The following is a 21,930-nucleotide window of genomic DNA, read 5'->3' as shown; positions in this document are numbered from 1 at the left end:
GAGCGCCTAGCGGATCGCGAGGCTGCGGTCAGCCAAATCTTCGACCGGACCGAGCGCGGCGAGGAAATCGGCCAGGGTCTGCGCCGCGCGCACATCGCCCTGCTGCTCGCGCTGTGCCACCGTGCTGACGATAATCGCCATCGCGCGCTGATCCCGCCCGAGCAGCCGGGCCTTCAACGTTTCCAGCTTCACGCGCCCAGACTGGCCAGTGAGCGTGCCGTTTACGTCGTAGAAGGTGTAGGCCAGACGCCGCTGCGCCTGCGGTCCGGCCAGCATGTCGCCGCGCGCATCATCGGGCGCCTGCGCGGGCTCGGCCCAGATCCAGCCGGCCGCCCCGTCTGGCGCAGCCGCTCCCTGGCCGAAGCCGACCAGCTCCTTGCCATCTTCCTGATGCGCGAAGAAGACCAGTGCCAGATCGACAACGCGATTGGTGGAATCGCGATAATGATAGACGAGCATCCGGTCCGCGCCGCTGAAATGCGGCTCCCAGCCCGGGATGAGGCCGACCGGGTCCAGCGTCCAGCCCGGCACCGCCGGCGCGCCACGCTCCGGCGGCAGGGGCGTCGCGAAAGCGCGTGCTGCGACCGACCAGCCGACCGGCAGCAGCATCACCGCCAGCGCTGCCAGCATCAGCGTGGGGCCGAGGCCGCGCGGATTCTCGACCGCGCCCTGCAGCCGGGACGGATCGAACCAGATGTCGAACGGCGAGCGATCGAAGAAGGGCCAGCCAAGCGCCAGCACGAGTGCGATCACGCTGGCGAAGAACAGCCAGCCATAGACGACATGATCGACGACCACCGCCGAATGGACGCTGGTCTGGAAGGCGATGTAGATGATCCCGAAGGCGCGCACGCTGTTGGCCAGCAGGCAGACGAGCAGCGCACCGCCGATGAACAGCAGCCGCCGGAGCATCGACTTGAAGCAGAGATGCGCGACCAGGGTCGAGAAAGCGGCCATGGCGATGAGGAAGCCGGTGCCGCTGCACGCCTCGGCGACGCGGAAATAGCCATTGGGCGTCGTGATGAAGATGCCGGAAATCTGCGCCGGGACGCCGACCAGCCAGAGTATGCGCACCGCCATGCGTGCCGTGAAGATCTGCAGCACCGGCTCGGCCTCGGTACCGACCGGGATCATGAAGAAGGCGTAGAAAAGCGGAAAGGTCAGCGCGCGCGCCACCGCCGGCCCCAGCGCAAGCAGCACGAGGCCCTGCCCCATCACCACCACCCCGGCGTGGCGGAACAAAGCGACGCCGGCCGCCCAGCCGAGTAGCCAGGCGAGCGCGCCCAGTCCCAGCCAGGCAAGCGCCGGCCACCAGCCGCGGGGTTCCAGCCGGGCCAGCCCCTCGCGCCGCTGCCACACGAGCCAGCCGATGATGAAGGGCAGGAAGACGCAATGGCTGTAAGGCTGGCTGTTGAGCCAGACCCGCACCATGCCGATGATGTCGGCGTGGAAGATCAGGGTGAAGCAGGCCGCGAGCAGAACGAGCCGCGCGAGCGACGCCTGCCAGCCGCTGGCCTCGCGAAGGACGAGATGCTGCCAGCGCGGACGCGGGGGCGACGGCGCGGTCATGCCGCCTCGATCGGGGCGGCGACTGTCCTGGACGATCTGCCGAACAAAAGCTCTTCCAGCGGCGCCATCGCAGCCGCCCAGCTATAGCGCGCCTCGACCCGTGCCCGCGCGGCTCGGCCGATCGCCGCCGCCCGTGTCGGATCGGCCAGCAGATCGAGCACCAGCCCCGCCTCCGCATCGGGATCGCGCGCGACCAGCAGGTCGCGCCCCTCGACCGCGTCGATGCCTTCGGCCGCCTGCGTCGAGGCGATCACCGGCCGGGCCATGGCCATGGCCTCAAGAATCTTGTTCTGGATGCCACGCGCGATGCGCAGCGGCGCCACGACGACATCGGCCGCGGCGAGCCAGGGCCGCACATCGTCGACCGCACCGGTCATCACGACGCCCGCCTCGCCGCACAGCGAGCGAACCTGCGCCACGGGATTGCGCCCGACGATCGCGAAGCGCGCATCCTTGTAGACGTTGCGGATCGCCGGCAGGCTGCGCTGGGCGAAATCGATCACCGCCTCGATGTTCGGGCGATAGTCCATCTGCCCCGTGAACACGATCAACGGCCCGCTTCCCCGCTCTCCCGGGAGCAGCGGTATCATGGTCGCCACGGACGAGAAATAGTCGAGCGCGACGCCATTCTCGAGTGCGATAACGCGATCCGGGGAGAAGCCATGCAATTCCCGGAACAGTCCGGCCTCGGCATCGCTGACGAACAGCGACCTGTCAGCCTGACGCGCGATCTGCCCCTCATAGGCGCCGAGCACGCGGCCCTCGCGCCGGTGCACCCAGCCCATCGGGCCGCCTTTGGCCACTCCGTAGCTGGCGAACTTGGCGGAATCGATGTCGACGAAATCCATGACGAAGCGGCAGCCGGCGGGCAGATCATGCACATATTGGGCGATCTGACTGGAGAAGCCAAAGACCGCACGGATTGGTCGATCCCGGAGCGTCCGGCGCACATAATCCTGCATCGCCGCGCTCTCGAACAAGGCGACGGAAAGCGGCGCATGCCGGGCCAGCCCACGCAGCGCCGCGACCGGCTTCCTGCCCGGCCGCCGCATGATGCACTGGCTGGCGGTGATCTCCGCCATGTCCGGGCCGAAACTCTCATCACGCGCATCGTCGGCAAAGCAGCCGACATGGACCGGCGCCAGCGCCGCCAGCGCGCGCAACTCATGATGCGAGCGGATCTTGTCGCCCCGATCGGGCGGCCAGGGAATGCGATGGCTGAGGAAGAGGATCTCTCCCCGATCGGCGGACATCAGCCAAGGCCCCGCGCGATCCACGGCCCAACGAAATCCGCCACCCCTTTGGGCAGCGCCTTCCACAGCGCGACCTTGCGCGCATATTGCGGCGAGAGCGGATTGATGTCGCGCGGCTCGTGGCCCGGCGCCGCGTGGATGTGATAGGCGAGCGGGGTCGGCTCGAAGCCCCAGTTGCGCTTGTAGTTGGCGGTGCCGGTGCCGACCTTGGAGCGGCCGAAATCGAACGTATGGCAGCCGCGCTCGCGGCCGCGCCGCATCAGCGCGAAATAGGCGATCTCGTTGGAGCGCGCCGCGCGGGCGTTGCGGTCGGCGCCGGCCCAGTAGGGCATGACCTTGCCGCCATGATAGAGCGCGGCGACCGCGGTCAGCGGCTCGCCGTCCCTGGAGACCATGACGATTTCGGCATCGTCGCCGAAGGCATCGAGCACCTCCTCGAACATCGCGCGCGGAAAGACCGGCGTGCCGAGATTATGCACCGTGCGGCAATAGAGCGCGTAGAAGGGATCGCGAAGGCTCTGATGGCTGCCGAAGCGGATGTCGAGTTCGTTGGCGAGGCCCTTGCGCACCTCGGCGCGATGCTTGCGCGGGCAGGCCTCCAGTTCGGCCTCGTCGTCCGCCGCAATCGGACGGGTGAAGCCGAGGTAGGAGTCGGACTTGGTGATCCAGCCCGCGCCGGGCGCATCGCCGCCGCGCAGCTCGATCGTCGGGCAGGACCAGGTCTCGGCGAGCCGCACGACCTCTGCCGCCAACCCGCCGGCCACGCGCGCATCATCGGTTAATATGCCGCCGTCGACTGCAAAGCCGGACGACACCAGGGCGCGTCCGAACAACGGGCTGTGAATGCAGTTCAGCGGCAGGAGGCCGGTGATGGCGCCGGCATCATCCCGCGCGACCAGCATATGGGCGCTCTGGCCGTTGCCGCGAGCGACCGCCTTCAGCCAGGCCGGGCGATGAAACGGCGTCGAATCCGGCCGCGCAAGAATCCAGCGTTCGATCTCCGCAACGGTCTGCGGATCGTCAAGATCGGCCTGGGCGATGGAGAAGCCGGCGGACATGATGGGGGACCACTTCAAGCTGCGACCGGGAAGCTGACGGCGCGGGCGCGTTCACCCTCGACCAGGCTGTCGATGCGCGCCCAGCGGAAATCGCCGAGCAGCCGCTCCAGCTTGCCCTGCATGGCGCCGAGATTGGTGTAATGGCGGACCTTGGAGCGCAGCGGCGCCTTGGCGACGCGCGGCTGGCCCGGATCGATCTCCCACGGGTGGAAATACAGGATCGCCGGCCGCTGATCCTGCTGCGTCACCTGCGTCATCGCCCAGTGCGAGAAGCGATAGGGCAGCAGACGGAAGAAGCCCCCCCCCCCGGCCGCCACGATCCGCGAGCCGAGCCGAGCCGTCGTCACCGGCAACTCGACCAGATCGCTGCCCGCCACAGGCAGGAAGGCGAAGCGCGGCGCCTGCGGCCAGCCATAATGATCGTGGACGATCGGCGCGACGCTGCTCGAATAGGTATAGCCCGCCTCGGCGAGCATGTGATGCGCCCAGGGCGTGCGCTGGTCGATCGAGAAGCTCGGCGCGCGATAGCCGGTCACCCTGATGCCGCCCGCCTGCTCCAGCAGATCGCGCGCCTTGGCAAGATCGGCGCGATATTGCTCCGGCGTCATCGCGAACACCCGCTGGTGATCATAGCCGTGGCTGGCAAGTTCATGGCCCCCCTCGACGATCCGGCGGATCAGCTGCGGGAAGCGCTCGGCAACCCAGCCCAAGGTGAAGAAAGTGCCGACCACGCCCGCTTGCGCGAACATGTCCATGACCGCCTGCGTGTTGCGCTCGACACGGCTCTCGCACCCGTCCCAGTCGGCACGATCGATCACACGCTCGAAGGCACCAACCTGAAACCAGTCCTCAATGTCAACTGACAAACCATTGAGCACGGGTCTTTTCCTCAACCAGAACCAGCGGCGAAATGCCTCAGGCGACGCGGCTCGTGAACGGGCCGTTCTTCGAATCGCGCTCCACCCATTCGATGAGCTTGGAGAGGATGCGGCGCAACACTTCGTCCTGCTCGTCGAGGCGCGCCTCCGCGCGGGCCAGGCGGCCCTCCAGCTCGGCGACATGACCGGCATCATCGCTCGGAGTTGCGATTTCCTGCGGCGCCTCGTCGTCGCGCGAGATCGCGGCGTTGAGCGCCTCCACCTCGGCCTGCAGGGCGCGCAGGCGATCGACATCGGCGCGCTCCTCGCGCGCAACGCCTGGCGCCTTCACGGGCGCCGACGCTGCGCCGGTCACGGACTGTACGGGCAGATCGGCGTCGCTCTCCGTCTCCGGGTTGATGTCGCCGCCCAGGTCGGCAACCACCGCCTCGGTAACGCGCTCGTCGATGATGTCGAGCTGGTCGATCGCGCCGAGCAGCAGCACCCGGCTCACCAGCGCGTTCAGGCGGCGCGGCACGCAGCCGCTGGCTTCGGCCAGCAGCGCATAGGCCTCCGGCGTGAAGCGCGGATTGCCGGTCCAGCCGACCACGCGCAGGCGATGCTCGATATAGGGGCCGACTTCCTCGGGCTGCATCGGCTCGAGATGATGGGTCGCGATGATGCGCTGACGCAGCTGCTCCAGCACCTGGCTGCCCGAGATGCGATCGCGGAACTCGGGTTGGCCGAGCAGGAAGATCTGCAGCAGCGACTGGCCGCCGAGTTGGAAGTTGCTGAGCATGCGCAGCTCTTCCAGCGCCGTCGAGCCGAGATTCTGCGCCTCGTCGACGATCAGCAGGGTGCGCCGGCCAGCGCGCGCCTGATGATGCAGGAAGGCCTCGATGCGGCTGAGCACATGCGCCTTCTCGACATGATCGGTGGCGATGCCGAAGGCCTGCGCGGTGAGCCGGAGCATGTCATCGCCCTCGACCTGGGTCGAGACGACCTTGACCGCTGTCAGGCGCTGCGGGTCGATCGTCGCCATCAGGTGGCCGACCAGGGTGGTCTTGCCCGCACCGATGTCGCCGGTGATGACGATGAAGCCTTCGCCCTGCGCCAGGCCATAGCCGAGATAGGACATCGCCTTGCGGTGCGTCGCGCTCTCGAAATAGAATTGCGGATCGGGCGTGAGCTGGAAGGGCCGTCCGGTGAAGCGATAATATTTGTCGTACATCTTCGAAAGTCTCCGGACGATCAGAACTGGTAGCGTAGCCCGATCTGGGCGAGCAATGAAACGAAGGCTTCGTGGCCTTTGCGATCCAGCGAGTCGATGCCAACCGCGCCCGAGAGCTGGAGGCGGCGCATCAGGTTGCGGCGGTAGCTCAGATTGGCACCGATATTGGTCACGTTCCCAACCCCGTTGGCCACGGAGCTAAAGTAGTTCCAATAGGCCATCGCGTCGATGGCCGAATCCGCGCCAAGCTGGCGGTTGAGGCCGGCCGAGGCGAAGTAGTTCTCGTCGGTCTGGCCATCGACCGACGCCAGCACCGAGACACCCCCGGACAGGAACTTGCGCTGGGTATAGCCGGCGCCGAACCAGTAGCCCCACATGTCGCTGCGGTGCGCGAACTGCGCGACCACGCCGCGGCTGCGGAAATTGGCCGCGCTGATGCCGGTCAGCATGTCGTTGATGCAGACGCCGTTGGCGCCGCCGCTGCTGAACGCGCAACCGGTCAGATCACCCGAAAAGGGATTGCGCCCGATCGTGAAATCGGTGCCGAGATTGGCGAGGCCGCCGTTCATCGAGCGGCCGAAGCTGTCGACGCTGTCGAACAGGGCCGCCCCGATGGAGGTGCGCCCGTTCGGCTGCCAGGTCAGCGAGCCGGTATAGCTCATCGAGCCGTAGCGATGGCCGATCCGGGCCTCGGCCTGCAGGCGTGGGCTCGGGCGCCACATCACGCCGGCATCCCAGATCAGGCCATCCTGATCATAAGAGAGGCGGCGCGGCGACGCGGGATCGGTGATGAAGCCGCCATTGCCGTTGACCAGCGGCACGCCATTGGCGTCGCGCAACGCATCCTTGCTGCTGATCTGGATCTTCTCATAGCCCACGCCGCCGACCAGGGCGACTGTGAAGCTGACCGGCACCGTGACGTCCGCGCGGACGAACTTGTCCTCGAAGCGCTGCGAGAGCTGCTTGCTGGTCTCGCGCACATAACCGCCGCCGACCGACCAGCCGAAGGCCAGCGGCCCAGGCTGCATGCCGACCGAGAGATTGATCGTGTTGATCCAGCTGCTGTCGAACGTGCCGGCCGGGCCGACGACGGCGCCGCTGCCATTGTCGACGCGGTTATAGCCGAGGCGATAGGCGCCGGTGACGGTCAGGTCACCGATCGGCGCCGAGAGATTGGGGCCAACATAGAAGCTGTAAGCGTTACTCGTGTTGTTAACCCCCGCGAGCGAATTGTTGCCCCCGGTAAAGCCGTCCGAGCGCACGCGGGTCGCCAGCGCGCCGCCTTCGACGCTCAGCATGTTCGCGACGACATCGGCGCGGGCATTGACGATGCCGCTGATGATGTCGTTGCTGGCCTGACCGCGGTTCCAGGCAAACTCATGCGCATAGCGCACGTCCGCGCCCACGGAGACGCTCTGCGTCTCGATCGACGCGGTGACGCCGGCCGAGACCGTCGTATAGGTCAGCGTGTCGCCATTGCCGCCCTTGAGATCCCAGATCGCGGTCTGGTCGACTTCCAGATAGGGCGAGATTTCGACATGGCGTTTGCCGCTCTGGCTCCCGCGCGTCCGCCGGTCGCGGCGCTCGCCCTGGGATGCGGGCGATGCTTCGCCGCCGCTGCCCTGGCCACTGCTGGACACGCCGGAATCACCGAGTAGGCCCCCGCTCTGGGCACGAAGCGGCACGAACGGCGTGGCAAGAAGCGCCAGCGCCAGCAGGCCGAGCGATGGAAGGGAAGCGGCGCGCATCATGATGCGGTCTTTCCATAATAAGTGCCGAACTGGCGGCCGCTTGACGAGAATTTGACGCCGTTGAGCAGCAGGCGGATGTTCGGGCAGGCACTGATGAGGTTCACCGCGTCGCGCAGGGCCGCCTCGGTGGTCCTGTCGGCACGCACGACGAGCACGGTCTGGCCGACATGGCGGGCGAGCTCCGAGGCGACCGACGCGGCGAGCGCCGGCGGGGAATCGAGGATGACGATGCGGCGCGGATGGCCCGCCACCAGACGATCGAGCACCTGACGCGTGCGTTCGGACGCGACGAACTCCGTATCGTTGGTCACATGACGGCCGGTGGGTAGCACGCTCAGCGAAGGAATATCAGTGCGCAGCACCGCCTGCTCGATCGGCAGATAGGGGTCGACCAGCGCGTCCATGAAGCCTGTGCCTTCCGGCAGGCCCAGCCGCTCGCACACGCCGGGCTTGGCGAAATCGCCATCGACGAGCAGCACGTCCATGTCCTGCTCCGCAGCCAGGCTCATCGCGAGGTTGATCGCGCACCAAGTCTTGCCCTCGTTGGGATGCGCCGAATTGACCAGCACCAGATTGCCGCGATCCTTGGGATGACCTTCCTCGAAAGCGGCCGAGAGTATCCGGCGCTTGACGATGCGAAACTCCTCACTGGTCTCGGTCGCTTCGCTGTCCGGCACGATGATGCCAACCTGCGCAAGCTTCTCCCGGTCGATTGGGTGGCGGATGCCCGACCAGGCGTCGACCTGCGGCACGAAGCTCGTGGGCAACGGCACCACCGGCGCGGGTACGGGCACGATGTCCGGCGTGAACGGCGGAAGCGGCTGTTCGATCGCCGGGATCGGCTCGAACGCGGATGGCATCGGCTCGACCGTGTCGCCGGCGTTGCCGCGCAGGGCGGAGCGGAAATCATAATGGTCCGCAGCGCGCTCGATCAGCGAGCGGGGCTTGCGATGTGCGGATTGACCGGCCATTTTCTTCTTGTCCCCGTTCACGCGCTCATGCCGCGCTGAATGAATTCGACGGCGAGCAGGACCATGCACAGCGCGCCGAGGCCGCCGCTGGCAGCGTAGAACCAGCGGAGCTGGCGCTTGTTCTGGTCCACCCGGTCGGGCGTCTCGACCGCGGAAATTCCGCCGATCACCGGCAGGCCGGTGGCCTTTTCGAGCCGGCCGATCGTCGCATAGGTCGTGCGGACCTGACTGAGACCGAAGGCTGAGCCGATGCCGACCGCGATGCCCGCGACGAGCACGGCGAAGAGCAGCAGCGGCCGGTTCGGCGATGCCGGAATGGTCGAGGCCGACGGCGGATCGATCACGCGGAACTTGAGCGTGCCGCCCTGATTCTGCACGTCGCCGGCGAGGCGGACATCCTCACGATCGCTTAACAGCTTATCATATTGCTGCTTGATCGCGTCATATTCGCGGTTAAGCCGATCCTGATCGGCGGCGAGACCGGGTTCCTGCACCTGCTTCTGCGCCATGCTGTTGAGATCAGCCTGGATCTGCGCCTTGCGCGTCTGCAGGGCGGAGACAGTCGCAGCCCGCTCCGCCTGGATCGACTTGAGCGACATATAGGCCGGATTGGGCGTACGCGTGCCGCCGGCACCGCCGCCACTCACACGGCGCAGCATGTCGATCTGGCGCTTGAGCGCGACGACATCGGGATGGCTATCGGTCCAGCCATTGGCGCGCGCCGTGGCGAGTTGCCCCTCGGCCTGCGCCAACGCGGAGAGCCCTCCGCTGGGCCCCACGGCCGACACGATCTCGGCCGGCGTGCTGGCGAGCTGACCGTTAATACCGGCAAGCGTGCTCTGGGCGGACATGAGCTGCGAGTCGATCTGGCTCATTTCTGTGCGCATCGCGTCGGCACGCGATTCGATCGAGCCGCCGCCCGGAATGGACCCCAGATGCTCCCGCTCGAAATCGCCCCGGCGCTTCTCGGCCGCCTGCAGCTCCTGGCCGCGCGCGGCGATCTGCTGATCGAGGAACTTAAGCGACTGGCCGGTGTCGGCGATGCCGCCGGCCACATTGGCTTCCTGGAAGGCCTTGATGAGACCGCCGGCCGCCTGCGCTGCCATGCGGGCATTCTCCGCCGCGCCCAGCTTCTTGTCCGACCATTTGGCGGTAATCTCGAACAGGCTGTCCTGCATCGAGGCGACGGTGACATTCTGGCGCAGCATGCCGACCCTGGCGCTGACATCCTGATCCGAGACCGCGCCCGCGCCGATGTCCGTATTGCGCACCACGCGCTCCAGCACAGCCGCGCTCGTCATCGTCTGACGGACCTGATCGAGCGCCTTCTGCTGGTCGAGCGGCGTCGCGCTGTTCGGCATGATCGAATCCATCTGCACGAACACGCGGGCGCGTGACTGATAGACGTTGGGGATCAGCGCCACGGCCAGCCAGCCGAGCAGGCACACAGCCCAGGCGACGCCCATCGCCACCCAGCGCCGCTGCCAGATGCCATGCCAGATGATCTGAATTTCTTCGTAGAGATTATTCATGCTTGGTCTGAGCCCCCACGCCCTCTCGTCGCTTAGAACATGCTCTCTGGGATGATGATGACATCACCCGGAGCGAGGCGGACGTTGGCCTTGCTGTCGCCCTTTTTGAGCAGGTCGCCGATGCGGACCTTGAACTCCTTTTGGGTGCCGCTCGCCTTGTCGTAGCGCACCAGGCGCGCGCGGTTACCTGCGGCATATTCGGAGAGGCCACCGACCGCAATCATCGCGTCGAGCAGCGTCATGTTGGCGCGATACGGCAGCGAAGCGGGCTTCTCGGTCGCGCCAACGATACGGATCTGCTGCGAATAAGTGCCCGAGAAATTGTTCACGATCACCGAGACGATCGGATTCTCGATATATTGCGAGAGCTGGATCTTGATGTCGTCGGCGAGCATCGCCGGCGTCTTGCCGACCGCCGGCATGTCCGTGATCAACGGCGTGGTGATGCGCCCGTCGGGGCGGACCTGCACCTTGGCGCCCAGCTCGGGATTGCGCCACACGAAGATGGTGAGCTCGTCGAGCGGACCGATGACATATTGGTCGCCCGGACCTTCGCTCGTGGAGACGAACGCGGCCGGCGGCAGCTGCGGGTCGGTGCCCGCCGTCCCGCTCGAGCAGCCGGAAAGAACCGTGGAAACGGCCATTCCGGCAAGCGAGAGCGCCATGATTGTCCGCGTTGAGCGCATCTTCATTCACCTTCTCTTTGCCACGAAACCCGTTGAAACAACGCGAGCGGCACGCTGTCGGGCCCAGTCGAGCAAGGCCCGGCTATGGCGGAAAAGGGTGAATATTGCGTTAGGGCCAGTCGCTCATCGGCTCCTGCCCGCCCACGACACGCGCATTGCCACCGTTCGGCAGCCTATCACGCGTCTGCGATACGGCTTCGGGTCAAATCCCGGCATGCCCCAGACACTGGGCGGATTTTACAAGTGACTCCCTCGACGCATGATCAGTCTTCTCCCACCAGAATCTCGGTCGCGGGCGCATGGCCCAGAAAGGCGGCCGGGCTCGCGCTCGCGCCATAGGCACCTGCCAGGAAGACCGCGACCAGATCGCCCGGCACGATCGACGGCAGTGCGACGGCATCGCCCAGCCGGTCGAGCGGCGTACAGAGGCAGCCCACCACCGTCACCGGCTGGTCGGTGGCCGGCATGCCGAAGCGATTGGCGAGCGCCAGCGGATAGTTGCGCCGCACCACGGTGCCGAAATTGCCGCTCGCCGCGAGCTGATGATGTAGGCCACCGTCGACCACGGCGAAGCGCTCGCCCTGACTCGTCTTCACGTCCACGACACGCGTGAGATAAACGCCCGCCTCCGCGACGAGATAGCGGCCAAGCTCCAGCGCGAAATCACTGCTCCCGAGGCTGGCGGGACGCCGATCCAGTGCCTCGCCCAGCGCATCGCCGATTGCTTCGAGAGCGATCGGCGCGTCGCCGGGGAAATAAGGCACGCCAAACCCCCCGCCCAGATTGACCAAAGGCGGCGTCTCCCCGACTGCGTCCGAAAGCCGCGCCGCTAGCGCGACCGTCGCTGCCTGCATCTCGATGATCGCCTCGGAATCAAGCGCCTGCGATCCCGCGAAGATGTGCCAGCCGCGCCACTCCGCCCCGGCCGCGATCAGGTGCCTGGCAACGGCAGCCGCCCGATCCGCATCCACGCCGAACGGCTTGGCGCCGCCGCCCATCCGCATGCCGGACCCCTTGAGCTCGAAATCCGGATTGACCCGCACCGCCAGGCGCGGCGGGATGGCCAGCCGGTCGGCGATCGCGAGCGCCCGCTCCGCCTCGCCCACCGATTCCAGATTAAGCGTTGCGCCGGCAAGGAGCGCGGCCTCGATCTCGCGGTCGCGCTTGCCCGGCCCGGCAAAGCTGATCCGATCGCCGGTGACGCCCGCTTCCAGCGCCCGCGCCAGTTCCCCGGCGGAAGCGACATCGAAGCCGTCGACCAACCCTGCCATCAGCGCCAGCAAAGGTGGGAAGGGATTGGCCTTCATCGCATAATGCAGGCCGACGCCTCCCGGCATTACCTCCCGCAGATCGGCCACGCGCCGACGGATCATGCCGGCATCATAGACGAACAGGGGCGTCTCCCCCGCCTCATCCGCCAGAGCAGCCGCGCCGCGCCCGCCGATCAGCAGCATGCCCTCCTCGCTTTCGAAACCGGGCGGGATCGGCCCCATGAGCTTCGTCTTCTGCGCGCTCATGCTGCACCCTCCAGCGCCATGGCGGCAAGCGCGACGCGGTCGACCTTGCCATTGGGATTGCGCGGCAGATCGTTCAGGATATGGATTTCCGCCGGTTGCATGAAGCCGGGCAAAGCATGGCGCAGCGCCGCGCGCAGTCGATCCGGGAGGGCATCCCGGTCGGTCTCGCAAAGCATCGCTTCGCCGCGCACGTAGAGGATGATCGCCTGACCCAGCTTTTCGTCCGGCCTCCCCAGCGCGCTTGCTTCGGCAATTCCCGCCACCGCCAGGGCCGCCTCCTCGATCTCGCTCGGGCTGATCCGGTTGCCGGCGCTCTTGATCATCGCATCGTCCCGGCCGACGAAGCGCAGCAGTCCCTCGCCATCACGCACCACCGTATCGCCCGACCAGACCGCGATGCCGCCATAGATGGACACGGCCGGCGCCGGGCGGAAGCGCTCCGCAGTCCGCTCCGCATCGCGCCAGTAGCCCTGAGCGACCAGCGGCCCGGCATGGACCAGCTCGCCCGGCTCGCCCGCATCGGTCAGCGATCCATCCGGGCGCACCACCAGCACCTCCGCGTCGGGAATCGCGCGACCCATGCTGTCGGGATGCGTGGCAAGCATGTCAGGCGGCAGGTACGTAGAGCGGAACGCCTCGGTTAGGCCATACATGGCGTAGATGTCGACCTGTCGGAATGTCTTCCGCAACCGCGCGATTAGCGGCCGGCTGAGCGCGCCGCCGCTGTTGGTGATGCGCCTGAGGCTCGCCAGCGCCTCTGCCGGCCAGTCCGCTTCGACGAGATGCACCCACAGCGGCGGAACTCCGGCCAGGGTCGTGATCCCATAGGTGCGCGCCACCTTCACCACATCGCGTGCCAGCAGGTAATCGAGCGGTACAACGCAGCCCCCCGCCCACCAGGTCGAGAAGAGCTGGTTCTGACCATAGTCGAAGCTCAGCGGCAGCACCGCGAGCGTCCGGTCATCGTCGCCAAGCTTGAGGTAGGACGCAACCGAGCGCGCACCGATCATGAGATTGGCATGGCTGAGCATCACACCTTTCGGCCGCCCGGTCGACCCGGAGGTGTAAAGGATCTCGGCCAGAGCGTCGGGATCGGCACCGCTCGGCGGCAGACCCGGTAGCGCCGCATCGGCCATGATCGCGTCGATCGCGCTTTCCTCGACCAACGCGACACCCATCGGCACGTCGCCCGGCTCCAGCGTCGCGAGCCGGGGCGCGACCGAGATCAGCATCGCGGCACCGCTGTCCGCCAGGATATGCGTGACCTGCGCGCGCTTGAGCAGTGGATTGACCGGCACATAGACGAGGCCCGCCCGCGTCACGGCCAGCGGCAGGATCGCGGCAGCAATGCCCTTGGGCAGCCAGGCTGCGATCCTGTCGCCCGGCGCGAGCCCTCGCTCCGCCAGCCATAGCGCGAGCCGGCCCGTCATCTGCTCCATGCGGGCATAGCCGACCGCGCCGAACTTGCCGGCCAGCGCAATCGCGTGGGGTTCCCCGAATGTCGGCAGATGGTCGAGCGGTTGGATCATCGCCGCGCATTAACATGATCGATGGACTTTATGCGATAGAGAGAGCGGCGAGAGCCATGGCGACCGAGATCCAGCTACGCTGTTACAACAGCTTCGCGCAGCTGCGCGCCGATGCCGCTGGCCGGCTCGATGGCGGCGCGCAGCCCGGCCCCTTCGATCGGCTGGACTGGTTCGAGGCGCTGCACGCCCGCGCTTTTGAGGGAGAATACCCGCTCGTCCTGCAAGCGAGCCGGGGCGATGCCTATGCCTGGCTGTTCCTCACCGGCCCCACGGGCGGCCCGTTGCGCGGCATCGCCAACTGGTACAGCTTCGTCTTTCGCCCGCAATTCGCCAGTGCGGCCGACGGGGCAACACGCCTCGCCCTGCTGACCGCCATCGCGCGAGACTTGCGCGGCAGGAGCGTGCAACTGCGCTTCCATCCGATCATCGACGACACCCCTGCTGACGACGCGCTACTCACCAATGCCTTCGAAGCGGCGGGCTGGCGCGTCATCTCGCGCGTCATGGCCAGGAAGCGCCTGCTTCATCTCCCGCCCGACGCCTGCTTCGAGGACTATTGGGGGCAGCGGCCCGGCGCGCTGCGCTCCACCTTCAAGCGCAAGGCTCATCGTCATCCGCTCGACATCGCGATCCACGGCAGCATCGACGACCAAAGCTGGGCGGCGCTGGAGGCGTTATTCGGCGCGAGTTGGAAGCCGGAGGGGGACGATTTCGCCTTTCTGCGCACCTTTGCCGAGTCCGAAGCGGTGGCCGGGCGCCTGCGCCTGGGCCTGGGACGGTTGGACGGGCAACCCGCCGCGGTCGAGCTGTGGACTATCGAACAAGGCCGCGCCTATATTCACAAGCTCGCCTTCGACGAGCGGTTCGCCCATGCCTCACCCGGCACACAGCTTAGCCACGCCATGTTCCGTAACGCCATCGATGTCGACAAAGTGAGGCTCATCGACTTCGGCACCGGCGACAATGATTACAAAGCCAACTGGATGCCCGCGGCGGTGCCGATGCGCCAGGTCGACGCCTTCGACCTGCGCCACCCGGCGAGCTGGCGGCCGGCCTTCGCGGCCTGGCTTTCCGCGCTGTCTCAGCCGGGCGGCGAAGGCACCCATATCGAGAGCAAGGCCAGCGGCGGACGGCGAGCGGCGCTGGACCTGGCCGTGCGCGGCAAGGCCTGAGGCTTTTCAAACCGGCCCGAACCCGCTAGGCGCACGCGCCATGCGCTCCCATTCTCCGCACGACAAATCCTCGCACGATCGCGCCGCCGACGAGGCCCTGCGCCAGTCACTGATCGAGACGCTCGCGCTCGACGCCGGACGCGTCGCGGCGTTCGAGGCCGATACGGCTTTGTTCGGCGCCTTGCCCGAACTTGATTCCATGGCCGTTGCAACGCTCCTGACCGACCTCGAAGACCGTCTCGGCATCATCATCGACGATGACGATCTCGATGCCGAAGCCTTTGAGACGTTCGGCCGCCTCCAAGCCTTCCTCACGCGCAAGCTCGACGCCCAGCGCACCTAAGCCGCTGGAACCGGCAATTCTTTGCAGTGCAATTATTGCATCTGCACGGACGTCCTTTGCGTTTGCCCGTTATGCCGCATTGCAACAAAGTCGACCTGCCAGAACAAAACAGGATGCTGAACAAGGCTCTTTCGTAGCAATACAAGGAGATTGTTCGTGAACAGATTCACTTTCTCAGCCGCTCTTCTCGCCTTTTCTCTGACGTCGCCGGGTCATGCCAAAGAGCAGCCGATGACCTTCAGCCACGATGGCGTGAAATACACCTACACCGTCCGCAACATTTCGGAGGACCGCCGCATCATCAGCGGAACGGCCACGCCGGGCACCGATTTTCGCCTTGATGTCGCCAAGGGTCTCGTGACCGGTTATGCCAACGGCTCGGTCGTCTCGTTCCGTTTGAAGGACGTGAAGGTCAAGACGGCGTCCGCCAGCCCCGCTTCGCTGGTCGTCGCGGCACGCTAAGCGACAGATTTGCGAGCGGCCGGCGCGGGATCCCTCGCGCCGGCCGTTTTCGTGTCAGGCGTGTACCATGGCCTCGAAATCCGCCTCGGCCAGGAAGCGCTCGGCATCCAGGGCAGCCATGCAGCCCATGCCGGCCGCCGTGACGGCCTGACGATAGATTTTATCGGTCACGTCGCCCGCGGCGAACACGCCGGGGATGCTGGTCCGGCTCGTGCCCTTCTCGACCACCAGATAACCCTCGTCGAGCGGCAGCTTGTCGACGAACAACTCGGTCGCCGGCTTGTGACCGATCGCGACGAAAGCGCCATCGGCGCTGATATGGCTCTTTTCGCCAGTCACGGTATCGATCAGATCGAGGCCGACCAGCCCTTCCGGATTGCCGCCGCCGACGAAGGTCTCGACCGCCTTGTTCCACAGTATCTTGATATTGGGGTGCGCGAACAGGCGATCCTGCAGGATCTTCTCGGCGCGGAAACTGTCGCGGCGGTGGATGATGGTGATGTCGTGGCTGTGATTGGTGAGGTAAAGCGCCTCCTCGACCGCGGTGTTGCCGCCGCCGATCACGACCACCTTCTTGCCGCGATAGAAGAAGCCGTCGCAGGTCGCACAGGCGGAGACGCCCTTGCCCTGCAGCAGATGCTCGCTCTCGAGGCCGAGCCACTTGGCCTGCGCGCCGGTCGCGATGACCAGCGTGTCGCCGAAATATCGATTGCCGCCATCGCCAGTCAGCTTGAACGGGCGTTCGGAGAGATCGATGTCGATGATATGGTCGTACATCATCTGCGCGCCGACATGCTCGGCCTGCGCCTGCATCTCCTCCATCAGCCAGGGACCCTGAATGACATCGCGAAAGCCCGGATAATTCTCGACATCGGTGGTGATGGTCAGCTGGCCGCCGGGCTGGATGCCCTGCACGACGATCGGCGCCATGCCCGCGCGCGCCGCATAGATGGCGGCCGACAGACCGGCCGGGCCGGAGCCGAGGATGATCATGCGGGAACTGTGGGTGGCGGGCATGGGCAGGTCTTTCGTCTGGAATGGTTTCGCGCAGCAGATCGGCGCACAGATCAGCACTTAGGCGGCCATGGGTGCAAAGCAAGGCCGGGGAAGGGCGTCAAGGCCCGAGATTATATTGGCTCGGCAGAAGCGCGCATTGGCTGGCCGATGCCGGTGCCGATCGGCGGCCGGCGCCCCGAAAGGTCACACAAAGGTCACACTATCGCGGCGCCTTTCCGGCACCGGTCGTTGGGCATCGTCGCCCTGCCGCTTGCGGAGAGGGTCAGGGCGGATCGCGCTTCAGCGCTGATCGAGAGAATCGATCAAGGTCGCGTAATTTCCGTGCGAAGTTCACAATGGTCACGGGGAAAATAAAAAATTTCGCGCCGATGCGGTGAGGCCCGCAAGGGACTGATCGAGAAAAACGATTTTCAAGCTGAGAAAGAGCCCGCGCTCAACCGGCGCGAGATGCCGGGCGGATGCGAGTCCGGGATGCTGGCATGATTGCAGGGCCGTAGGACACCGAAATCGTCTGGCGCTTTTGCGCGGCTCAGAGAGTTTCGAACGGCGGCCATTAACGAACCCATGCCGGCAAACGGACTGTCGGACACGACGGCGGACATTGATTTGCCGCCACCCCGGACTTGATCCGGAGTCCAGCTTTTCCTGTGCGATATCGAAGCATGCCCAGAAGGTACGAAAAAGAACAGCGGGACCCCGGGTCGAGCCCGGGGTGACGTCGGTGGGAGCGGCAGTGTCTGCCCACCACCCCAATCTCGCCATTTGAGTGCCACTCGCAGCCGCCCGAGGGCTGACACTACCCGCGTACCATGCTTGCGAATGCCTCCATAACCTCCGCCACAATCATGAGGCCTTGGCGGATATTGTGTTCCGCATTTGCAGAAACGACGAGAAACGCGCGGCCTGCTCAGTCGATCATCGACGGCAGGCTCTCGAAGCCATGCGACAGCGCCGCACCCCATGCCTGAGAAATTTTCGAGAATTCAGGGTCATGTGCCTCGATCCTGCGACGCAGGCTGAACTTATACTCGTCACGCGGGATGATGCTGAGGTCGAGCGGCATGCCGACTGTCAGGTTGGAGCGCAGGGTCGAATCCATCGAGACGCAGACCGCCTTGGCGGCGTCCGAAAGCGACGTCGTCGGCTTGATCATGCGATCGAGGATCGGCTTGCCATATTTATGCTCGCCGATCTGGAAGAAGGGCGTGTCGGCGGTGGCCTCGATAAAATTGCCTTCGGAATAAACGAGGTAGAGGCGAAGTTTGCCACCTTTTCTCTGGCCAGCGACGAGGATGTTGGCGAACAGCGACACGTCGCCCGCCGCCATGCCGGCCCGCATCTCCTGCCGTACCGTCTTCATCGCCTCACCGACCAGATGCGCCGCGCGATGCAGCGATGCGCAATTGAGGATCGTCTCGATCTCGGGATTCTCGACCGAATCCTTGAGCGCGCGGGAGATCTTGGCTTTCACTTCCTGCGTGATCGAGAGATTGCCCGAGCAAAGCAGCGCAATCGCCCGCTCATCCGGTTTCTCATAGGTGAAGGTCTTGCGGAACATGCCGATATTGTCGAGCCCGGCATTGGTCCTGGTGTCGGAGAGCATCACGAGGCCAGCCTCGACCCGCAACGCCACGCAATAGGTCATGATTTACCCCTTCGTCGGCTCACCCTCGACGGTCGCCCCCGCGACTCACTGCTGCGTCTGCGCCTGTGATGTGCCGTCTAACGGAAGCGCTTCGATCTGAACATCATGAGACAGTTGGGTTTCTGCACCCAGCAGCATCACCCCGCGAATTGGCGCGGCATCTGCGGCATCGAGGCCACAGGCCAACCGCACATGCCCATCCATGGGACAGCGGCCCAGCGTGCAGTCGAAGCCGATCCACCCCAGCCCGTCGACGAATGCCTCCGCCCAGGCATGGCCCTGATGCTCGTCGTCCGGCCGCTCGGGATCCTGGAGATAGCCGGTGACATAGCGCGCCGGGATGCCGAGGCTGCGCGCCGCCGCGATGAAGATCTGGCTCTGATCCTGGCAGACGCCTGCTTTCAGCGCGAAGGCGTCGGCAGCGGTCGTCTCCATGCTGGTGACACCGGCCCGGTAAACGATCTCGTCGTGAACCAGATCCTTGAGCAGATGCAGGCTGGCGAGCGGCCCGTTCGGGCTGCGGGCGCGCTCGGCGAACGCGCCGATCGCCTCGTCCGCTTCCGCCAGCGGCGTGTGTCGCAGGAACAGGGCGGGTCGCGGCGCGCCGTCGGTGGGGCGCAGGATGCCCGCCGCGTCGACCGTGCGCACATCGCCCTCGGCCACGATCGTCACCGCCTCGATCCGTGAACCGGCCCGCCAGACGGCCTCGGCATCGCCATAGCCATTGAGGATCCAGCGCTCGACCGGCTTGCCGTTGACGCTGACCGACCAGCGCTCGACGGTCTGTGCGTTGCTGCTTGCCGGTTTCAGGCGCAACCGCATGACGACGCCGCCGGCCGGCTCGGCATAGTCATAGCGCGTTTCATGCCGGATGCTGATCCGCATTGCCTTATCACCCCCTTCGCGTCAGCCGAAGTGATAGGCTTCGGCGATTTCGACGCCAAGCGCATTGCATTGCGCAAGTTTGCCCTGGATCGTCTCGTGCAGCCCCTTTCGGAAGATATCGCCGCTGTCCGCGCCGGAGAGCGTCTCGACCATTTCCTCGCTGCGCAGGTTGGCAGGCGTGCGCTGGCCGTGCCAGTGCGCCAGCCGCTGCAGGCGATAGGCGAGCTGATCGAAGCAATACAGCACGCTGCGCGGGAATTGCCGATTGAGCATGATGAAATCGGTGATCTGCGCGGGCGTGTAGGAGCCGCCATAGACATGATGATAGGCGCGGCTGCCGGAGAGCGCGTGGAGTACCGAGGTCCATTGATAATGGTCGCGATGCCCGCCGATCACCTCGGTCTCGGGCAACAGCACATAATATTTGACGTCAAGCAGCCGCAGGGTCATCTGCGCCCGCTCCAGTGCGCCGCCGGTGCGCAGGAAATCATGGCCCTCGTTGCGCAGATGGCCGCTCTCGGTCGCGCCGCGGAACATCATCGCGCGATTCTTCACCCAGTCGACCAGCTCGGCGAAATCGCGCCGCGCTTCCACCACGCCATAGGTCTCGAGCTTGCGCCAGCCCTCGTTGAGCGATTCCCACATCTCCTGCGTGAGCGCGGTGCGCACCGACTTGCCGTTCTGCCGGGCCATGGCGAGGCAGGAGCGGATCGAGGAGGGATTGTCGGGATTGAGGATGAGATGCTCGACCACGTCCGCCTCGCGGATCACGGCGTCCTTGCCGAACACCTCCTCGCAGTCCGTCACCTGCGCGACCGATCGCCACTCGTCGCGCATGGTCGCGCCGGGCAGGATCGCCATGCGCTGGCCCATGGTGAGCAGCCGCGCGGTGGATTCGGCCCGCTCCATGTAGCGCGCCATCCAGAAGAGATTTTCCGCCGTGCGGCTCAGCATGGGCGCGCTCCCCTCATCGCAGCACCCCTCATCGCAACACCCATGTATCCTTGACGCCGCCGCCCTGGCTGGAATTGACCACCAGCGACCCCTCGGTCAGCGCCACGCGGGTCAGACCACCCGGCACCAGACGAATATCCTTCCCCACCAGGCAATAAGGCCGGAAGTCGACATGGCGCTGGACGAGCCCCGAAGGGCCGAGCGTCGGCGAGGTCGAGAGATCCAGCGTCGGCTGCGCGATGAACTCGGCGGGATTGGCGCGGATGCGCGCGGCATAGGTCTCGATCTCGGCCTTGCTCGCCTGCGTGCCGATCAGCATGCCGTAGCCGCCCGAGCCATGGACTTCCTTCACGACCAGCTCGGCGAGGCGCTCCATGACATAGGCATAGTCGTCCGGCTTGCCGCATTGATAGGTCGGCACGTTCTGCAGGATCGCCGTTTCGCCCAGATAGAAGCGGATCATCTCGGGCACATAGACATAGACGGCCTTGTCGTCGGCAATGCCCGCGCCCGGCGCCGAGCAGAGCGTCACGCCGCCGCCGCGATAGGCATTGAAGAGGCCCGGCACGCCCAGCATCGAATCCGGCCGGAAGGCGAGCGGATCGAGGAAATCATCGTCGATCCGCCGATAGATGACATCCACGCGCTTCGGCCCGGAGGTGGTCTGCATATAGACGAGGCCCTCGTCGACGACGAGATCGGCCGGCTCGACCAGCTCGACGCCCATCAGGTCGGCGAGATAGCTATGCTCGTAATAAGCGCTGTTGAATGAGCCCGGCGTCAGCACCACCACCGTGGGCACGCCGTCGCAGGCCGGCGGTGCCACTTCCTGCAGCGTGCGCAGCAACTGGCTCGGATAGTTGTCCACCGGCGCCACCCGTTCGCGCACGAACAGCTCGGGGAACATCCGCGTCATGATCTCGCGATTTTCGAGCATGTAGGAGACGCCCGAGGGGGTGCGGCAATTGTCCTCCAGCACCATGAAGTCGCTGAGGCCCGTGCGCACGATGTCGATGCCGACGATATGACTGTAGACGCGCCCGGGCGGCGTGAAACCGGCCATCTCGGGTTTGTATGCCTTGTTCTGATAGACGATGTCGGCCGGCACGATCCCGGCCCGGATGATCTCGCCGCGATGATAGATATCGAGCAGGAAGGCGTTGAGCGCGGCGGCACGCTGGCGGATGCCCGCCTCCAGCCGCGACCATTCCAGCGCCGTGAAGATGCGCGGCAGCAGATCGAAGGGAATGAGCCGCTCCGGGTCGCCGCCCTCGCCATAGACCGCGAACGTGATGCCGATCCGCCGGAAGATCGCCTCGGCCTCGCCGAGCCGGCGGTGGAGCCCTTCTATGCCGGTTTCCTCAACCCATTGCTGAACGACCGCGTAGCAATCGCGTATCTCGTTCCTCTCGCCCAGCATCTCGGAGAAGGTCATAGGGTTGCGCGTTTCTCGGCCTCATTGTGCATTGCAACATACTGTCGCAGCCAAAAGCAAAAT

Annotated in this window: 19 protein-coding genes; 3 read left to right on the top strand and 16 right to left on the bottom strand. The window is 65.9% G+C overall.

Translation table 11 applies throughout. The annotated features are described in order from the left end of the window. Positions 1 to 6: 6 nt before the first annotated feature. The 11 genes from xrtA to KK488_RS08245 form a co-directional block, all read right to left on the bottom strand. The gene (xrtA, locus tag KK488_RS08295) at positions 7 to 1,569 is read right to left on the bottom strand and encodes an exosortase A (RefSeq protein WP_214622699.1); all 1,563 of its coding nucleotides are present in this window, start codon (positions 1,567 to 1,569) and stop codon (positions 7 to 9) included. After that, positions 1,566 to 2,822: a TIGR03087 family PEP-CTERM/XrtA system glycosyltransferase gene (locus KK488_RS08290; protein ID WP_214622698.1), complete on the bottom strand. Its 1,257-nt coding sequence runs from the start codon at positions 2,820 to 2,822 to the stop codon at positions 1,566 to 1,568. The genes xrtA and KK488_RS08290 overlap by 4 nt, the downstream gene beginning before the upstream one ends. Continuing rightward, positions 2,822 to 3,880, bottom strand: a complete 1,059-nt coding sequence (locus KK488_RS08285) for a FemAB family XrtA/PEP-CTERM system-associated protein (protein ID WP_214622697.1) — start codon at positions 3,878 to 3,880, stop codon at positions 2,822 to 2,824. Before KK488_RS08285 ends, KK488_RS08290 begins: the two co-directional genes overlap by 1 nt. A gap of 14 nt (positions 3,881 to 3,894) precedes the next feature. Further along, entirely contained in the window at positions 3,895 to 4,758 is an 864-nt protein-coding gene (locus tag KK488_RS08280; protein ID WP_214622696.1) for an XrtA system polysaccharide deacetylase, read from the bottom strand. Positions 4,759 to 4,795: 37 nt separating this feature from the next. After that, positions 4,796 to 5,968 carry an XrtA/PEP-CTERM system-associated ATPase gene (locus tag KK488_RS08275; RefSeq protein WP_214622695.1) on the bottom strand — a complete coding sequence of 391 codons (1,173 nt, stop codon included), beginning with the start codon at positions 5,966 to 5,968 and terminating at the stop codon, positions 4,796 to 4,798. A 20-nt stretch (positions 5,969 to 5,988) separates the two neighbouring features. Continuing rightward, positions 5,989 to 7,719 carry a TonB-dependent receptor gene (locus KK488_RS08270; protein WP_214622694.1) on the bottom strand — a complete coding sequence of 577 codons (1,731 nt, stop codon included), beginning with the start codon at positions 7,717 to 7,719 and terminating at the stop codon, positions 5,989 to 5,991. Then, positions 7,716 to 8,690, bottom strand: a complete 975-nt coding sequence (locus KK488_RS08265; RefSeq protein WP_214622693.1) for a P-loop NTPase family protein — start codon at positions 8,688 to 8,690, stop codon at positions 7,716 to 7,718. Before KK488_RS08265 ends, KK488_RS08270 begins: the two co-directional genes overlap by 4 nt. 17 nt (positions 8,691 to 8,707) lie before the next feature. Continuing rightward, positions 8,708 to 10,222, bottom strand: coding sequence for an XrtA system polysaccharide chain length determinant (locus KK488_RS08260; protein WP_214622692.1), 1,515 nt, complete (start codon positions 10,220 to 10,222; stop codon positions 8,708 to 8,710). 32 nt (positions 10,223 to 10,254) lie between these two features. Next, positions 10,255 to 10,908, bottom strand: coding sequence for an XrtA/PEP-CTERM system exopolysaccharide export protein (locus KK488_RS08255; protein WP_432653845.1), 654 nt, complete (start codon positions 10,906 to 10,908; stop codon positions 10,255 to 10,257). Between the two features lie 263 nt (positions 10,909 to 11,171). Further along, entirely contained in the window at positions 11,172 to 12,401 is a 1,230-nt protein-coding gene (locus tag KK488_RS08250) for a pyridoxal-dependent decarboxylase, exosortase A system-associated (RefSeq protein WP_214622951.1), read from the bottom strand. Positions 12,402 to 12,421: 20 nt separating this feature from the next. Next, the gene (locus tag KK488_RS08245) at positions 12,422 to 13,954 is read right to left on the bottom strand and encodes an acyl-CoA ligase (AMP-forming), exosortase A system-associated (protein WP_214622690.1); all 1,533 of its coding nucleotides are present in this window, start codon (positions 13,952 to 13,954) and stop codon (positions 12,422 to 12,424) included. A 56-nt stretch (positions 13,955 to 14,010) separates the two neighbouring features. Here KK488_RS08245 and KK488_RS08240 point away from each other — a divergent pair, with 56 nt between their 5' ends. The 3 genes from KK488_RS08240 (at position 14,011) to KK488_RS08230 (ending at position 15,931) form a co-directional block, all read left to right on the top strand. Next, entirely contained in the window at positions 14,011 to 15,126 is a 1,116-nt protein-coding gene (locus tag KK488_RS08240; RefSeq protein ID WP_214622689.1) for a GNAT family N-acetyltransferase, read from the top strand. A gap of 40 nt (positions 15,127 to 15,166) precedes the next feature. Next, positions 15,167 to 15,469 carry a phosphopantetheine-binding protein gene (locus KK488_RS08235; RefSeq protein WP_214622688.1) on the top strand — a complete coding sequence of 101 codons (303 nt, stop codon included), beginning with the start codon at positions 15,167 to 15,169 and terminating at the stop codon, positions 15,467 to 15,469. A 156-nt stretch (positions 15,470 to 15,625) separates the two neighbouring features. Continuing rightward, positions 15,626 to 15,931 (top strand): hypothetical protein, encoded by a 306-nt coding sequence (locus KK488_RS08230; protein ID WP_214622687.1) that lies wholly within the window; start codon positions 15,626 to 15,628, stop codon positions 15,929 to 15,931. 54 nt (positions 15,932 to 15,985) lie between these two features. Here KK488_RS08230 and trxB read toward each other — a convergent pair whose 3' ends face one another. From trxB to KK488_RS08205, 5 genes are all read right to left on the bottom strand, one after another. Beyond that, positions 15,986 to 16,948 carry a thioredoxin-disulfide reductase gene (trxB, locus tag KK488_RS08225; protein ID WP_214622686.1) on the bottom strand — a complete coding sequence of 321 codons (963 nt, stop codon included), beginning with the start codon at positions 16,946 to 16,948 and terminating at the stop codon, positions 15,986 to 15,988. 907 nt (positions 16,949 to 17,855) lie between these two features. Beyond that, positions 17,856 to 18,593 carry a proteasome-type protease gene (locus KK488_RS08220; RefSeq protein ID WP_214622685.1) on the bottom strand — a complete coding sequence of 246 codons (738 nt, stop codon included), beginning with the start codon at positions 18,591 to 18,593 and terminating at the stop codon, positions 17,856 to 17,858. A 45-nt stretch (positions 18,594 to 18,638) separates the two neighbouring features. After that, positions 18,639 to 19,478: a transglutaminase family protein gene (locus KK488_RS08215; protein ID WP_214622684.1), complete on the bottom strand. Its 840-nt coding sequence runs from the start codon at positions 19,476 to 19,478 to the stop codon at positions 18,639 to 18,641. 21 nt (positions 19,479 to 19,499) lie between these two features. Continuing rightward, positions 19,500 to 20,432 carry an alpha-E domain-containing protein gene (locus tag KK488_RS08210; protein ID WP_214622683.1) on the bottom strand — a complete coding sequence of 311 codons (933 nt, stop codon included), beginning with the start codon at positions 20,430 to 20,432 and terminating at the stop codon, positions 19,500 to 19,502. A gap of 28 nt (positions 20,433 to 20,460) precedes the next feature. Further along, the gene (locus KK488_RS08205; protein WP_214622682.1) at positions 20,461 to 21,867 is read right to left on the bottom strand and encodes a circularly permuted type 2 ATP-grasp protein; all 1,407 of its coding nucleotides are present in this window, start codon (positions 21,865 to 21,867) and stop codon (positions 20,461 to 20,463) included. Between the last annotated feature and the right edge of the window lie 63 nt (positions 21,868 to 21,930).

It is taken from the genome of Sphingobium nicotianae (genome assembly GCF_018603885.1).
Taxonomy (GTDB): Bacteria; Pseudomonadota; Alphaproteobacteria; order Sphingomonadales; family Sphingomonadaceae; genus Sphingobium; species Sphingobium nicotianae.
This window is presented reverse-complemented; position numbering and strand designations above follow the sequence as displayed.

Coding starts and splice junctions, on each gene's coding strand:
- KK488_RS08215 (WP_214622684.1), bottom strand. CDS start 19,478: ATGCGGATCAGCATCCGGCATGAAACGCGCTATGACTATGCCGAGCCG.
- KK488_RS08260 (WP_214622692.1), bottom strand. CDS start 10,222: ATGAATAATCTCTACGAAGAAATTCAGATCATCTGGCATGGCATCTGG.
- KK488_RS08250 (WP_214622951.1), bottom strand. CDS start 12,401: ATGGGGCCGATCCCGCCCGGTTTCGAAAGCGAGGAGGGCATGCTGCTG.
- KK488_RS08290 (WP_214622698.1), bottom strand. CDS start 2,822: ATGTCCGCCGATCGGGGAGAGATCCTCTTCCTCAGCCATCGCATTCCC.
- KK488_RS08275 (WP_214622695.1), bottom strand. CDS start 5,968: ATGTACGACAAATATTATCGCTTCACCGGACGGCCCTTCCAGCTCACG.
- KK488_RS08270 (WP_214622694.1), bottom strand. CDS start 7,719: ATGATGCGCGCCGCTTCCCTTCCATCGCTCGGCCTGCTGGCGCTGGCG.
- KK488_RS08245 (WP_214622690.1), bottom strand. CDS start 13,954: ATGATCCAACCGCTCGACCATCTGCCGACATTCGGGGAACCCCACGCG.
- KK488_RS08240 (WP_214622689.1), top strand. CDS start 14,011: ATGGCGACCGAGATCCAGCTACGCTGTTACAACAGCTTCGCGCAGCTG.
- KK488_RS08265 (WP_214622693.1), bottom strand. CDS start 8,690: ATGGCCGGTCAATCCGCACATCGCAAGCCCCGCTCGCTGATCGAGCGC.
- KK488_RS08220 (WP_214622685.1), bottom strand. CDS start 18,593: ATGACCTATTGCGTGGCGTTGCGGGTCGAGGCTGGCCTCGTGATGCTC.
- KK488_RS08235 (WP_214622688.1), top strand. CDS start 15,167: ATGCGCTCCCATTCTCCGCACGACAAATCCTCGCACGATCGCGCCGCC.
- KK488_RS08285 (WP_214622697.1), bottom strand. CDS start 3,880: ATGTCCGCCGGCTTCTCCATCGCCCAGGCCGATCTTGACGATCCGCAG.
- KK488_RS08210 (WP_214622683.1), bottom strand. CDS start 20,432: ATGCTGAGCCGCACGGCGGAAAATCTCTTCTGGATGGCGCGCTACATG.
- xrtA (WP_214622699.1), bottom strand. CDS start 1,569: ATGACCGCGCCGTCGCCCCCGCGTCCGCGCTGGCAGCATCTCGTCCTT.
- trxB (WP_214622686.1), bottom strand. CDS start 16,948: ATGCCCGCCACCCACAGTTCCCGCATGATCATCCTCGGCTCCGGCCCG.
- KK488_RS08205 (WP_214622682.1), bottom strand. CDS start 21,867: ATGACCTTCTCCGAGATGCTGGGCGAGAGGAACGAGATACGCGATTGC.
- KK488_RS08255 (WP_432653845.1), bottom strand. CDS start 10,908: ATGCGCTCAACGCGGACAATCATGGCGCTCTCGCTTGCCGGAATGGCC.